Origin of the sequence: Kamptonema formosum PCC 10802, from assembly GCF_000332335.1 — a bacterium.
GTDB lineage: Bacteria > Cyanobacteriota > Cyanobacteriia > Cyanobacteriales > Oscillatoriaceae > Oscillatoria.
The window spans coordinates 4,844,562-4,857,561 of record NZ_KB235948.1; the positions used below are offsets into that span (position 1 = coordinate 4,844,562).

Sequence of the window (13,000 nt, forward strand, 5' to 3'; positions counted from 1 at the left end):
GCGCTTCTGAACTGTCGGGCGTGTTGCTTTCACCGGCACACGAAAAGGGATATCTTGTAGATAGCTTAGCCTAACATGCCGGTGGCGCTCATTGCCGCAACCGGCATCTCTCCCCGGCTGCCGGCCACCTTATATGCCGGCACATTTTCCCACACTACCAAGATAGCGCAAGCTGCCGGTTTCTGTCAACCCCCAATGCAAGAAAATTTTCAGACTTTCTCCCTCTCTTCCCTTGGCGCTCTTGGCGTCTTGGCGGTTCATTTAATACCCGCTTGCCTACAAAGATTATAGATTCCCCCCTGAGTGCCGGTGGGCTTACCAACATCTCTCCCCGGCTGCCGGCGACCTTATATGCCGGCACATTTTCCCACACTACCAAGATAGCGCAAGATGCCGGTTTCTGTCAACCCCTTTCCGATAAAATTTCGCTGTTTGCCCAGAAAACCGGTTTCTTTAAGAATAAGGGTTTCTGAAATTTACACGAATGATTTAGACCGGCTATATAATAGAGTTAAGATGCTCGCCGGCCTGAATATGACTGCCATTGTACCCACACCCCAACAAACCGAAATCTTCTACCCCAGTGCGGATGGTGAACCCGTGGCCGAAACCTATGACAACTTATATGCATTACTGACAGTCCTAGAAGTCCTCAAACAATACCTAGCGGGGCGTCAGGCGACTGTTCTGGGCAACCAGTTTATTTACTACTCGCAAGGCTTCCCCAAAGTCCGAGTAGCCCCCGACGTGATGGTGATTTTTGATGTCGCCCCCGGAGGGCGGGACAATTACAAAATTTGGGAGGAAGGACAAGTGCCGGCAGTCATCTTTGAGATGACATCCAAGGGCACTGAAGAACAGGATAGAGTTTCAAAAAAAGACCTGTACGAGCAATTAGAGGTCAAGGAATACTGGTTATTTGACCCCAAAGGCGAGTGGATCGCAGAAAAATTGCGGGGCTATCGCCTGCGGGGAGAAACTTACGAACCCATTACAGACAGTCGCAGTGAACCCTTGCAACTGCGTTTAGCCGTGGAGGACAAACTGATTGGCTTTTACCGGGAGGATACCGGCGAGAAATTGCTGGTTCCTTCCGAACTGGCGGAGGCGCTGCGCCAGGAAAGTCTCGCGCGACAGGAGGCGGAGGAACGCGCCGAGCAGGAGCGCCAGCGGCGGGAAGAAATGGAAGCTCTTCTCGCTCGCTACCGGCAAAACTTTGGCGAGTTACCGGAGTGAAAAGGGCGCTTTTCGCAGCGCTTTGGCCTTGTCCATTACGCCCAGAACCCCGGTTTCTTTAAGAAACCGGGGTTCTGAAATTTACACGAATGATCCAGACGCTCGGGCTGAATGTAAATTTTTATGAAGAGGGGTGGCGGGTTGCACCCCTCAACAGCTAGGCTGGGAGCAGATGCACCCTGATGGACACGCCCACTGGTTGGGCGTTTTTTGTTTTCGGCGTGTGGCTCCGGGCGAAAGGGCAGGGGTGGGCTTAGATTGGGGGAGAGAGAAATTTCGCGCTTCGGTTGTGGCGTGAGCGTCAATGCCGCAGGGGAAGAGCAGACGAGAGCTCGCCGCCTGAGTTCCCAGAAGACGGGGGATTTACAAAGACTTTACGGTAACGTAAATTTTTGGGAAAGATTGATGGGTTATACCCCTCGGGGGCTATACTGAGAATATATAGATGCACCCTGATGGACACGCCCATTTGCTGGGCGTTTTTTGTTTTCGGCCTTCTGTGGGGGAGGTGTCCGCCGCGCCGGCACAGGGGGCTGCCGGCTTTCGGGACGGGGCGCTCGGGTTGGCAACCCGGTACGGTATCGTGAAGATATCCAAACTAAATGACTCGGCGACCATGAATCACCCGTTCCACTCTGATGATGATGGCCCATTTGGTTTGAACCCCGAGTACGACAGCTTGGGGGGAAAGCTGCGCACATTTCACAACGGTTTCGACAGCAGCATTCGCGCCATCTTGCGCGACTGCCTGTACCGGATAATTGAAGAGGAGGACTCTGTCACACTGCAAATACTCTGTCCCAATCAAGCCATACTGAAACGCCTCTCTCAAAAGAAAGGAAGGATTCGTTTCTTCGTTATGGATATCTGGCGCGGCAAAATCAACTGGGTGGGACTTTGCCTGAACAAAGATGGAGAGTTTAGCCAGGTGGTTACGGTGGACTGCACTCGCGGTCAATATTATTATTGAGCGCCAGATCGAACAGCTGAGCAATCACATCCTTTCACGCTTCTTCCTCCCGCACCACCGTCAGGCGGGAGGGGGAGAAGAGGAGTGGGAGTGCCGCTGCAACAACTGCCGGTAAGTTTCCTGCAGTTCCGCATTTGCCAGAATCAGTTCCACTCGCACCTTGGCGCACCCGTGAGGGCGGTTCTCGGCAATCGCTTCTAGAAATCGGCTGGCACTTTCAGGAGAGTCAAATTCCCCGGTTACCGTGGGAGTGGGAGAGGCGATTTCACCCGCCTGCGTGCCGGTGACTTCTGCTTCTCCTAAATCAATTTCTGCTAGCTGTTTGTGCTGGGGGCTGATTTGCTCTACAATCAGTTTCTCTCGCCGGACTGGAACCTCTACCATCCGGGTTTCGATTTCTTTGCGGACAATAACTTCGCCGATTTTCTGCTTGCTCCGATCGACAACCAGCCGCTCTTCTAGCAAGCGAATTTCCATGTGGGCTGCATCCTCTTTCCGCTCTGCAAAATCGGGCTCTAGATTGCTCCCCGCCGGCAATTGAGTTTCCCGCTCCCGCCGGTGCTCCTCGCTCTCGGCAAATTCTTCCGGCAGGGGGATGTATTCAGGCAGATCCTCGATCTGTTCCGAGGTGAGGTTTACAAACAGCGATTGAGTCCCATATTCAATTCTTTGAATGAGCTTGCTATTTAAAATAAACTGCCGGAAGCCGGCTCTCTCGTCTGGCTGAGATACAATTAAATTTAGCTGGCCTGGCGGGGCGACAGTTAAATCCTTTACGGTGCCCACCGGCTCTCCTCGCTCGTCCCGAACGACCAAATTGAGCAGCTGACTTTTCAACTGGTCAAGATGGCCGGCAAGACGAGCGTTTTGTTTTAAAGGTTCAGCCCTTCTGGCAGAGACTTCCTCGCTCATTATTCGCTCCTTTGGTAAGCTGTTAGGCTTTTAAGCTGCTTTTCCGCTGAAAGGAGGCTCTGCCTCCTGATTGGGTTCCCAGGCGGAGCCTGGGAACGAGAGAAGTTGAGATAGACAGTATTTTTTGCGGAGGGATAAAACCCCTTGATGCCCGTATTTTCAATCCAAAATCCAAAATCTAAAATCCAAAATGGTTTGCGCCCCACCGCCGGCGTCCTTCTAAGGTGCGCTCCCTAAAAGGAGGGAGCGCAGCTTCTACCCACTTGAGATAGAGAGGATTTTTGATTCTGGCGGAAAAGGCTTTACTGCCGTTTGTTCAATCCCAAATCCCAAATTGGCAGGTGGGAACCGGCAGCTGCTTTGCCTAGCGGTTGTGCTCCACAACCGGATTCCCCTCAGTGTTAACGTCTAGCACTTCTCGGCGAACCTCGTCGGAGGCGGTAGCCGTCTCCCGATCGACTTCTTTGCGGACGCTCACTTCTTCCCGAACAAAGGCTTCTTTGTGAATGTCAGCCTTTTCTTCATAAACTTCAATTCGCGCCACTTCCCCTTCTTGGAAAGCCTCGCCCTCAGCAGCGACTCGACCTGCGTCGGTTGGAGTTGTCCGCTCAATCACCACGCGCTCTTTTTCCACCGGCACGCCAGCATAGGCTGTTGTGGTTTCAACCCGCTTCCCAACCGCAACCTCACCGGTTTTTTCGCGGTTCTTGTTAGCGATCAGCCGCTCTTCGTACAGCGTCAGCGGTTGGTGCTCCTGTTCGTTCATTTGGTAGAGCGCCGCATCTCGGTCGTAGCTGTAGGTGTTGCTGTCGTAGGTTCCTGCACCCGTCGCGGTGCCGGCAGCTGTTGGCGTGCGGTAAACCCCCCGCACCCGCTCTTCATAATCGTAATCCACCGTCATGTCTTCGCGGTACTCGGGCAAGGATTCCGCTTGCTGTTTGCTCGTCAAGTCGGTGGCGTACACGCGCCGCGCCTGATAGTCGATGCGGCTCGATCCGACCGGCAGCAGCACTTTCTTGCCGAAAATCCAGAAGCCGGTGTCAATAACCAGATACCGGAAACGACCGGTATCATCAACTAGAATATCGTAAACCGTGCCAATCTTCTCGTCTGTCGAGCCGGCATAGACATCCATCCCTTTGATGTCGCGATCTCCTAAAATTTCCTCCTGGTAGTTGGGATAGTAGTCTGCAATTTTTAGAAGAGCCATGCTTTATTCTCCCACTGAACCTACATTTCCCACGGTAAAATATTCTCCGCCGGCACTGCATCTCCCCAGAGGCAGATTTCCCCCACTCCCCCTCTAAACCTGCCGAAGTATGCGCTATCGCTTCCGGTTAATCCCCCCCTAAAAACAGGTCTTTTCTTAATTCATTAAATCGCCATCATCTGTAGAGTGCGCTTGCGCCATCTCAGGAAACAGCGCCCGTGCCTAGCCGCACCCCGGGCCTGTCAAGACCTTACTGCCGCCTTTTTAATCCCCAAATCCCAAATCCCAAATCCCAAATCCCAAATCGCCTTGGCAGGAAACAGCGCACGGTTTTCGCCTCATATCCAGTTGGGACAGACAGCAGCTTACTCCCCCGGATTAAAATCCTTTATTGCTACTGTTCCAAAACCGGCCCTCCCGCACTGGGGTTAAGCGTCTCACTCATCATTTCATTGCCCTCACACGGGTGTTGAAATTGCGGGTAAAACTCGGCCCATTCCAGACCTCACTCATCCTGCGGCCAATCAGTTTTGACTTCTAATTCTTCTCGCCGCAAGGTAGCTTCTATGTCAACGGTGTGGCGCTCAATTTGTTTCTTGACGGTCACGACTTCCCGCACAAAAATTTGTTTGCAAATGTCGGTTATTTCTTCGCAGACTTTTATGCGCACGACTTCTCCTGAGCGAAAGGCAGCTCCGCCATCATAAATGAATCTGCCGGCGTCAGCTAGAGCCCTGCGCTCAATCACAATTCGCTCTTTTTCCACCGGCACTGAAACCCGTACCGTTTCGGTTTCAACCCGCTTGCCGATCTCCACCACACCCATCTCGCGGCGGTATTTATTAGCCACCAGCCGCTCTGAGTGCAGCGCCAGAGTGTGATGTTCCGGCGCGTTTCCTTCGCCGGGGGGTGTGCCGGTTTCGGTGGTGCCAGTCGGTGCCGTTTCAGCGGTGTCAGCGGGGGCGATCATGGCTCCCCAAACGCGCTTTTCGCCATCGTAATCAACGGTAATTCCATCGGCGTAGTCCGGCAATTCTTGCACTTGCTTTTTATTCAGAATATTGAGAGCGTAGACGCGCCGGGCGCGACAGTCGAGCCGGCAAGAGGCGACGGGCAGCAATATTTTTTTGGGGACACCCCAGAAGCTTGTATCAGCAACCAGATACCGGAAACGACCGGTCAGGTCCACGACATCATCCCAGACGGTGCCAATTTTCTCATCGGTTCTGCCGGCGAACACATCAAAGCCGAGGATCTCGTCTCCCCCTAAAACTTGCTGCCGGTAGTTGGGATAAAAGTCTTTGAGTTTGATGAGAGGCATTCTCCTACCACCTGTACATTTATCTACCTACAAATTCTAAGGATTTGCCGGCTCTGAGCTATCTCCCCAGAGACTGATTTAGCGGGAAGAGTTTTGCAGAGCTTTCTTGCGCCCCACCGGCGCGGCGCTGAGTGGGCTTGCGACAGGTCCCGCGCTCCCGCCAGGAGCGCCAGCCAGCAACCACAGGCTTACTCCTGCGGGCGAGCGTCATATTATAGCGTTTCTCATATTAGTGAGGCACTCAGAAACCCGGTTTCTTAAAGAAACCGGGTGTCTGGGCTATAGTTCATACCACTGAGAGACACGCTATATCTGGCTGTACGATTGCTGTGCGGCAGAATTCATGCTGCCGCTAGACAGACTTTCGCCCGCCTGCGCCGGCGAATTGTTATTTAAAATAATTCAGCCGATTAGCTCTCATATCCCTGCTCGTTGCAAAGACAGGCGCTCGCGCTCCCTCTGCAAGCTGGGGGCGGTGTCAGGGTGAGCGCCACTCCAAGGGCGCGAGCTGCAAGGGCGAGGGAACCCCGCCCCTGCAAACAATTGCTACAGCTGGCTGGGTATTGTTCTAAACTTCTCTGCCGATCCGAGCGAGTAATCGTCCAGAGTGAAATCAGCAAAGGGTCTGTTTTCTAACCGAGAGCGCAGGGCTTCATCCAGCAACACCCCCTCGGATTTTTTCCGAACCCCCACAATTATAATACTTCTCTGGTATGAGGTTAAGTCCCCGCCGGCCTGGCAGTCGTCCCGCACAAACTGACCCAGATTTAACAAGCGATAGCCTTTGACGCTCCCCACCTTGCTAAATAATTTTTTCGCTAACAGCTGTATTTGCTTGGCTCGCTCCAAAGCCCGCCGCTCCTCAACCGAGCGCTCCCCCTCGCAGGAAGCAGTGCCAATCGAAATAATCTCGGAAGGATTTTCCATGATCTTCTGGATGCCTTCTTGTTCGAGGTTGGCCCTTAAGTCATCAACCGTGATAACTTTATCGTTATATTGAATTTGATAGTAGCTGCCAAAGCTCCACTTATATTCTACCGACAGGACAGCCACGCTAAATTCGGCAGTCCTGCCTTTGCTGTCCCTGCCTTCTTGATAGGGGAAGAAATCCACTTTACCTTTTCTTTGTGGGGGCTGGCCCGGGCGAGGGGGACGCTTGAAAGCAATGGCGCAGTTCTCAGACGACAAGCCTAGCAAGCAGGCAACTTGTGGGCCGGCCAAAGTTAGGGCAGCCAGGCCCAGTAATGGCAGAATCACCAAAATAAACACCACCAGGGGAAATTTGTTTGGCCGCGAAGTTGCCGGCGGCGAGGCAGTATTTTTCAGCTTATCACCCAGATAGGCCAAAAATGCCAGCAGCACCGCAGCAGCCACCGCCAGAGGAAATTGATTTTGCTCAGAACTCGCCACCGGCAGCGTTTGAGTGCCGGTTTCAGTGCCGCCGGACCCGCCGGCTGGAATCAGAGTCCCATCCAGCTGAGCTTCCACCTCCCGCAATCGCTGCAAAATCTCCCGGGCGCTGGCGGGGCGCTCCCGCACGTCCCGCGCCATCAGCCAATCGATAACATTCAGCAGCAACGGCGAGACTTCAGCGGCAAACCTTTGCCAGTTGAGGGCGTCACTGTAGGAATCGTACATCTCCAAAGGCTGCCGGGCTGTTAGCAAAAAGACAAAAGTGCGCCCCAGAGAAAAGAAATCCGATTGCGGCACCGCTTGACCGTTAATTTGTTCCGGCGCGCTGTAGCCTCGCGACTCAATTGAGGTGATGGGGTGTCCCGCGCCGCGTTTGGCCAAGTAGGTCACGGTCATTTCTCTGGCGGTGCCAAAGTCAATCAGCACCAGCTGCCCAGAGGGTGCGATCATGATGTTCGATGGCTTAATATCCCGGTGCAAATACTGCTTGCTGTGCACCAGCTGCAAAATCTCTGCCAGCTGTTTTAACCAGGCGATGGCTTGCGCTTGCGAGATGGGCTGATTGCCCCGCTGCCGCACCCACTCGTCTAAATTCCAACCCTCAATTTTTTCCATGACAGTGCAGTGCAGCGGCTGGCCGTTCCGGCTTTGATACTGGAAGTAGCCATCGACTTTGGGGATGCCCGGATGATTCAGCTCTCCCAACACCTCGGCTTCTTGCTGGAACAGTTCTACTGCTTTGTCGCTGCTGTTGAGTTCCTCTTTGAGGACTTTGAGGATTTTGGGCGTGTCGCCTTCGCAGGCTTCATAGATTTTGCCAAAGCCGGTTTTATCGCTCAGCAGGCGCAGGACGCGATAGCGTTCTTGGAGCACCAGGTTAGAGCCGCAACTCTGACAGAAGCGGTTGCTCTGGTTCTCTGGGTGGTCTGGTCTGGGACAGGTGGGGTTGACGCACAGGCTCATAGATGGTAATAGAAGAGGTTTATTTGTAGTATAAGGGCAGGGCGTGGGGCATGGGAAATGCCTTGTGCGGCGAACTGCTGTTCGCCCCTGCGGAGAAAATAATAAGTTTTGCTTATCCCCCGAATGCCGGGACCGGCCCCTTGACATTTTCTCCCAGATGTGATAATAACTCAAAAACAGAGAATTTCCTACAGAACTTGCGCAAGTTCTCTCACCGGCTGTTATGCCGGCACTGCAATTGAGAGGAAATTAATCACGTCTCGCGAGCCGGCTGTTCCCTTGCAAGTCCAAGAGATGCCGGTCGTCCCACCTAATCATAGACGTGCCGCCGGTGGCGCACTCTGCTGATTTCGACAGTGCGCGTGCCGTCATCAATCGTGTAAATCACTCGGTAATCGCCAATCCGAATTCGCCAACCGTTTTCTGCTGCATTTAACTTGAGACAGCCAACTGGACGTGGCTCACTTGCTAGGGCCATAATTTTCGCAAAAATTCGGGTGCTGGTTTCAAGCGGAAGTAACTTTAGTTCCTTTTGGGCTGAAGGTTTAAAAACAATCAAGTAATCAGGCACTTAACTTCCCCCGCTCCATCAGATCGCGTTCAACTTCCTCAAAGGGTATCCCCGGCTCATCTTTCCTTAACTCAATTGTTAGGGCGTCATAGATATCTTCCCAAAGCTCGCCGTGTTCCTCGAAATCAAGCAGCAGCGCAATTTTTTGCCCCCCCTCATCAATTAAAAACTGGAATTCGTTCCGCTCGCCGTATTCCTCTAAAACCGCTGCCCAAAATGCACTGTGCTCTTTCAAGTCCACAAGTGCGGCGGTTTTCTTGCCTTGACAGTCGGTAAAAAATTGGACTCCCCGCATGGTTGGCGCTTCTCCCCTATCAGTGAGGTGTGTCTATTATATTTTAGGCGAAAAGCTCCGCACCGGCAGCCCCTCGCTTGCGGGCGGAACCGGCAGGTTTTGAGCTCCCTCGCGCACACCGGCAGGAGTATAGTTGTAAATATGCCTGATAATTCTTGGTTAACCCTATTGCAACAGCACCGCGCCATAGCGGTGATCCGCGCCCCGGAGATGGAACTCGCCCGCAAAATGGCTCTGGCAGTTGCCGCCGGCGGGATGCGCTTGATTGAGATTACTTGGAATACCTCTGGCGCTGCTCAGCTGATTGCCCAACTGCGCCAGGAGTTGCCTGAGTCTGCCGTTGGCACCGGCACGCTGCTCACCCCAGCGCAGCTCAAGGATGCCACCGCTGCCGGTGCCCAGTTCCTCTTCACCCCCCACACTGACCCCGCTATGATTCTGGCGGCCACTGCTGCCGGCGTGCCGGTTGTGCCCGGTGCCCTCTCTCCCACGGAAATTGTCACCGCTTGGCACGCGGGTGCCGGTGCTGTTAAGGTGTTTCCCATCTCAGCGGTTGGAGGTGCCGGCTACATCAAAAGCTTGCAAGGCCCCATAGGCCACATCCCCCTGATTCCCACCGGCGGCGTCACTCTGGAAAATGCCCGGGAGTTTATCGATGCCGGTGCCGCCGCCGTCGGTCTTGCCGGCGAGCTCTTCCCCCCGCCCCTGGTGGCCGCCGGCAGCTGGGATGCGATCGCCTCCCGGGCGCAGCACCTCCTGCAGCGCTTGCAGAGTGCCTGAGCCCGATTTATAATTGCTAATTGTTAATTTTTAAGTCTGGGGGGGTGGCCCGCAGAGGGGCGCTTTAAGATCGATCCGGCAACACAGTGTTTTTTTAAAAGAAGACGCGAAGGCTGCCTTATAAAAGCGTGCGGAGAATTTAATTTAGCTGATAAACACAAACTGTACAAACAGATGGGTTATGATAGAGAGAAATTCGACTGCAGGTTTCCGAAGTCAGGGAACTTGCCTGTGTAGCTAAATTCTAGAAAAAACAGCAGACAACAGTACAATTTTCAAGCTCCAGGAGGTCGTACACTGTGAACAGCGCGATAAACTCTTCTTGGTGGCGTCGCTCCGGCACGTTCTGGGCTGGTGCGTCGCTAATTCTTTCTACTTTGTGTGTTTGGGCTACCCCATTACTAGCGGAACCGACGAATGCGGACGCTCAGCACAACAAAATCGCCTATAGAATTCTGGCGCTGCAAGAATCGACTCAGCGCTGGATTGAAATTGACCTGTCCAAACAGCGCTTAGTGGCCTGGGAAGGCGACAAAATTGCTTACGCGGTTGTGATTTCCACCGGCAAAGACGGCACCCCCACGCCCACCGGCACGTTTGCCGTTCAATCCAAGCACCGGGTTGCCCGCATGCAAGGGGAGGATTACGACGTTCCAGACGTACCTTTTACCATGTATTATGATGGGAGCTACGCCATTCACGGCGCTTACTGGCACAACAAATTTGGCACGCCAGTCAGCCACGGATGCACCAACGTGGCGGTGAATCACGCTGAGTGGCTGTATAACTGGGCCTCCGTCGGCACGCCGGTGATCGTGCACGATTAAGTGGAGTAGAAACCGGCTTTCTTGAAGAAACCCGGTTTCTTGAAGAAACCGGGTTTCTGGAGTTTTTGCCTAACTGAGCTGAACCACCGGCTGGTTCTCCAGCAGGGTGTTATTCGTCAGCAAATCTTCGACAGTAATTCGCAGGAAGCGCTGGGCGTCCACCTGAAACATAACTTTAATGCGGTCGCTCCCCGGATACCCCGGTGGCGTTAACTTAGCAATACTGCGAGCACCCTCTCTGTCATTGAGGGGCTGCACCGCAGTTTGGTTGCCCGACAGCTGGCGGGTGACAAGACGATCCCCATCAAAGTAGACTTCTGTCGCGCCGGTTTCCGCACCCAACTCGCCCAGAATTAATTCAATGCTGGGCTGATTTTCCAGCGAAGCCCCCAGCATTAATTCCACCGGCTCGCCCATCGGATAGGACTGGCCCGCCTTAATTATCGGATGCCAGCTGTGGCAATTGTCGCGCCGGTTCCAGTAGCGAATGCCGTAACTGTGGTAGAGAAAATCCTTAACCTCAATGCCCTGACTCAGCTGGAGCGCCCCTTGAGCGATTGCTTCAAACGGTTTCTCGCAGCGAATTTTGCTCGGCTCAAAATACTGCCGCACCCAAGACTGAACAGCGGGGATTTGCGAGGTGCCGCCCACTAGCAATACAGCATCAATGTCGGAACCTTCTATCCCCTGCCGGCGGGCTTGCTGCAGCACCCCGGTCATGGCATTGTCGAGATTATCAAAGAATTGCTGCTCTTTGAGGATTTCTTCAAATTGAGCGCGGTCGAGCCCTAACTCGTAACTTTCAAACGTTTCATCGCTGAAGTAAACCTCATTCGCTTGCCGCTGCAAAGACAGCTGAATTTTTAAGCGCTCTGCCAAGCGTGCGGTGAGGGGAGTTTTGGCTAGCCCTTGCGCCGTAGCGAAGTAATCGACCAGCCAGTTATCAATATCCGTTCCGCCCAAATTCAGGCCGGCTTTTGCCAGCACGCGGGCGGTTTTTGGCTTCTGGGCGGAAGATTCAGCCAGCATTTTATCGCCCCACTTGAGAAGGAAGCCGAGGGGTTTTTTGCCGGCGGTGCCGGTGCCGGCATCCAGGCGCACCAGAGAGAGGTCAAGGGTGCCGCCCCCGAAGTCTATCACGAGCAAGAGCTGCCGGTCAGCCAGCCCGTAGCCCAAAGCAGCAGCGGTGGGCTCATCCAGCATCCGCACCTGCTCCACCGGCAGCGCCTGACAGACTTGCCCCAACCAGTTGCGGTAAGCTTCAAAGCTGTCCACCGGCACCGTCAGCACCAGAGACTGGCCCACATCTGGCCAAGTAGTTTTGAGACTGCCGATAATCTGGGTGAGGAACCACTCCCCCACCCGCTCGAACGTCACGATTTGGCCATCGAGTTCCGGCAGAAATCCCTGGATGCCGGTGCCAATTCCCCGCTTGAAACTGCGGAAGAAGCGGGGGTCAGTTTTCACGTCGCAGCCCCTGTCGCGCACTTGCTGGCCAACTAAGACCTGGCTGCGGGCGGCGTCCTCAACGTACAGCAAGCTGGGAATCAGGGGGGGATTCTGCATAAGCTGCGCCGTCAAACCGGGAAGTTTCAGCGTTTCTGGCTGTCCGGCGGCTGGGTTCCAGCGAGCGATTGCGGTGTTGCTAGTGCCAAAATCAATTGCGATAGTCATTCGTCAGAGCTCCCGGCGTCGAGTCTGTAATCCGGCCTCATCACTAGCTTATTATTGAGCGCAAACAACCGCAATCATCAGCGTCACTTCCCCTCTCCCACACTCTCTTTGGGCCTATTCACCACAGCGATGCCACCGTTCCAGTGGTTTCTTTTCGCACCGGAAACCGCCACCCCTGAACTCATTCATTTAAACTATTTCCAGCCCCAGAGCCACCCATCGCCCGAACCATCACAAAAGGAACCCCAAGCCCCACCAGAAGATTCAGCGCCAGCCAGGTTTGGGAAGCAGAATGAGTCCAGCCATAAATCACAAACCCACTTTTCGTAGAAGAGAGCAGCGCGTCCCAGATTAAGTGAGCTGACATCCCTACAGACAGACCGATTCCCCCATCGCGCAGCCATCTCCACCAGCGGAGACTGTTCGAGTTCAGTTTAGCCCGCCTCATCCCCCACAAGCTGGCAATTAGCAGTACAATAGGAATCAAAGCCGAATGAAATGTAGCGCTGCGGTGGATGAGAAATCTCAGCCGCGTCCAGTTATATAAAGGAATATCCCAATCGGGCACTGCCATGTAGAAAAATTGGTCTGATAAAATAGGGATGTGGAGCCGGCGGAAGAAAAATAGCCCACTGGCTCCCCAAATCAGCATCAGTGCGAACAAGATGGGATTAATCCGGCGCACCCCTATGAAGGCGTGGCGTTCCAGCAGACCCCAAAAGCTGGCACCAATCGCCAGCCCAACGGCAAAGTGCGCGAGTTTATCGACAAATGAAGGTAGAGTCACCGTTAATTTTTCCCCCTAATTCATCTGTGACTCCACTATAA

At 53.9% G+C, this 13,000-nt stretch carries 12 protein-coding genes; 4 read left to right on the forward strand and 8 right to left on the reverse strand.

Features of this window, described 5'->3' with window-relative positions; genetic code table 11:
• The first annotated feature begins 534 nt into the window (after window positions 1-534).
• Both OSC10802_RS0121175 and OSC10802_RS41080 read left to right on the forward strand, forming a co-directional pair.
• Window positions 535-1,236 (forward strand): Uma2 family endonuclease, encoded by a 702-nt coding sequence (locus OSC10802_RS0121175; protein WP_026098683.1) that lies wholly within the window; start codon window positions 535-537, stop codon window positions 1,234-1,236.
• 445 nt (window positions 1,237-1,681) lie between these two features.
• Window positions 1,682-2,206, forward strand: a complete 525-nt coding sequence (locus OSC10802_RS41080) for a hypothetical protein (protein ID WP_017718772.1) — start codon at window positions 1,682-1,684, stop codon at window positions 2,204-2,206.
• 60 nt (window positions 2,207-2,266) lie between these two features.
• Here the strand turns inward: OSC10802_RS41080 and OSC10802_RS54700 are convergent, their stop codons facing one another.
• From OSC10802_RS54700 to OSC10802_RS41085, 6 genes are all read right to left on the reverse strand, one after another.
• Window positions 2,267-3,118 (reverse strand): DUF2382 domain-containing protein, encoded by an 852-nt coding sequence (locus tag OSC10802_RS54700; protein ID WP_017718773.1) that lies wholly within the window; start codon window positions 3,116-3,118, stop codon window positions 2,267-2,269.
• A 364-nt stretch (window positions 3,119-3,482) separates the two neighbouring features.
• Entirely contained in the window at window positions 3,483-4,328 is an 846-nt protein-coding gene (locus OSC10802_RS0121200) for a DUF2382 domain-containing protein (protein WP_017718775.1), read from the reverse strand.
• Between the two features lie 505 nt (window positions 4,329-4,833).
• The gene (locus OSC10802_RS0121205) at window positions 4,834-5,649 is read right to left on the reverse strand and encodes a DUF2382 domain-containing protein (RefSeq protein ID WP_017718776.1); all 816 of its coding nucleotides are present in this window, start codon (window positions 5,647-5,649) and stop codon (window positions 4,834-4,836) included.
• A 546-nt stretch (window positions 5,650-6,195) separates the two neighbouring features.
• Window positions 6,196-8,025 carry a serine/threonine protein kinase gene (locus OSC10802_RS0121215; RefSeq protein WP_017718778.1) on the reverse strand — a complete coding sequence of 610 codons (1,830 nt, stop codon included), beginning with the start codon at window positions 8,023-8,025 and terminating at the stop codon, window positions 6,196-6,198.
• 310 nt (window positions 8,026-8,335) lie between these two features.
• On the reverse strand, window positions 8,336-8,596 hold the full coding sequence (locus OSC10802_RS0121220; protein ID WP_017718779.1) for a type II toxin-antitoxin system RelE family toxin: 261 nt from the start codon (window positions 8,594-8,596) through the stop codon (window positions 8,336-8,338).
• Window positions 8,589-8,891 carry a hypothetical protein gene (locus OSC10802_RS41085; protein WP_017718780.1) on the reverse strand — a complete coding sequence of 101 codons (303 nt, stop codon included), beginning with the start codon at window positions 8,889-8,891 and terminating at the stop codon, window positions 8,589-8,591. Before OSC10802_RS41085 ends, OSC10802_RS0121220 begins: the two co-directional genes overlap by 8 nt.
• Before the next feature lie 141 nt (window positions 8,892-9,032).
• Here OSC10802_RS41085 and OSC10802_RS0121230 point away from each other — a divergent pair, with 141 nt between their 5' ends.
• Window positions 9,033-9,671 (forward strand): bifunctional 4-hydroxy-2-oxoglutarate aldolase/2-dehydro-3-deoxy-phosphogluconate aldolase, encoded by a 639-nt coding sequence (locus tag OSC10802_RS0121230; RefSeq protein WP_017718781.1) that lies wholly within the window; start codon window positions 9,033-9,035, stop codon window positions 9,669-9,671.
• Between the two features lie 299 nt (window positions 9,672-9,970).
• Complete coding sequence (locus OSC10802_RS0121235) at window positions 9,971-10,498, forward strand: L,D-transpeptidase (protein WP_017718782.1); 528 nt, start codon at window positions 9,971-9,973, stop codon at window positions 10,496-10,498.
• Between the two features lie 69 nt (window positions 10,499-10,567).
• Here OSC10802_RS0121235 and OSC10802_RS0121240 read toward each other — a convergent pair whose 3' ends face one another.
• Both OSC10802_RS0121240 and OSC10802_RS0121245 read right to left on the reverse strand, forming a co-directional pair.
• Window positions 10,568-12,172: an Hsp70 family protein gene (locus OSC10802_RS0121240; protein WP_017718783.1), complete on the reverse strand. Its 1,605-nt coding sequence runs from the start codon at window positions 12,170-12,172 to the stop codon at window positions 10,568-10,570.
• Window positions 12,173-12,353: 181 nt separating this feature from the next.
• Entirely contained in the window at window positions 12,354-12,959 is a 606-nt protein-coding gene (locus OSC10802_RS0121245; protein WP_017718784.1) for a hypothetical protein, read from the reverse strand.
• Between the last annotated feature and the right edge of the window lie 41 nt (window positions 12,960-13,000).

What these genes read in the sequence shown, in the direction of transcription:
- OSC10802_RS0121175 (WP_026098683.1), top strand. Translation starts at nt 535, where the DNA reads ATGACTGCCATTGTACCCACACCCCAACAAACCGAAATCTTCTACCCC.
- OSC10802_RS41080 (WP_017718772.1), top strand. Translation starts at nt 1,682, where the DNA reads ATGCACCCTGATGGACACGCCCATTTGCTGGGCGTTTTTTGTTTTCGG.
- OSC10802_RS54700 (WP_017718773.1), bottom strand. Translation starts at nt 3,118, where the DNA reads ATGAGCGAGGAAGTCTCTGCCAGAAGGGCTGAACCTTTAAAACAAAAC.
- OSC10802_RS0121200 (WP_017718775.1), bottom strand. Translation starts at nt 4,328, where the DNA reads ATGGCTCTTCTAAAAATTGCAGACTACTATCCCAACTACCAGGAGGAA.
- OSC10802_RS0121205 (WP_017718776.1), bottom strand. Translation starts at nt 5,649, where the DNA reads ATGCCTCTCATCAAACTCAAAGACTTTTATCCCAACTACCGGCAGCAA.
- OSC10802_RS0121215 (WP_017718778.1), bottom strand. Translation starts at nt 8,025, where the DNA reads ATGAGCCTGTGCGTCAACCCCACCTGTCCCAGACCAGACCACCCAGAG.
- OSC10802_RS41085 (WP_017718780.1), bottom strand. Translation starts at nt 8,891, where the DNA reads ATGCGGGGAGTCCAATTTTTTACCGACTGTCAAGGCAAGAAAACCGCC.
- OSC10802_RS0121230 (WP_017718781.1), top strand. Translation starts at nt 9,033, where the DNA reads ATGCCTGATAATTCTTGGTTAACCCTATTGCAACAGCACCGCGCCATA.
- OSC10802_RS0121240 (WP_017718783.1), bottom strand. Translation starts at nt 12,172, where the DNA reads ATGACTATCGCAATTGATTTTGGCACTAGCAACACCGCAATCGCTCGC.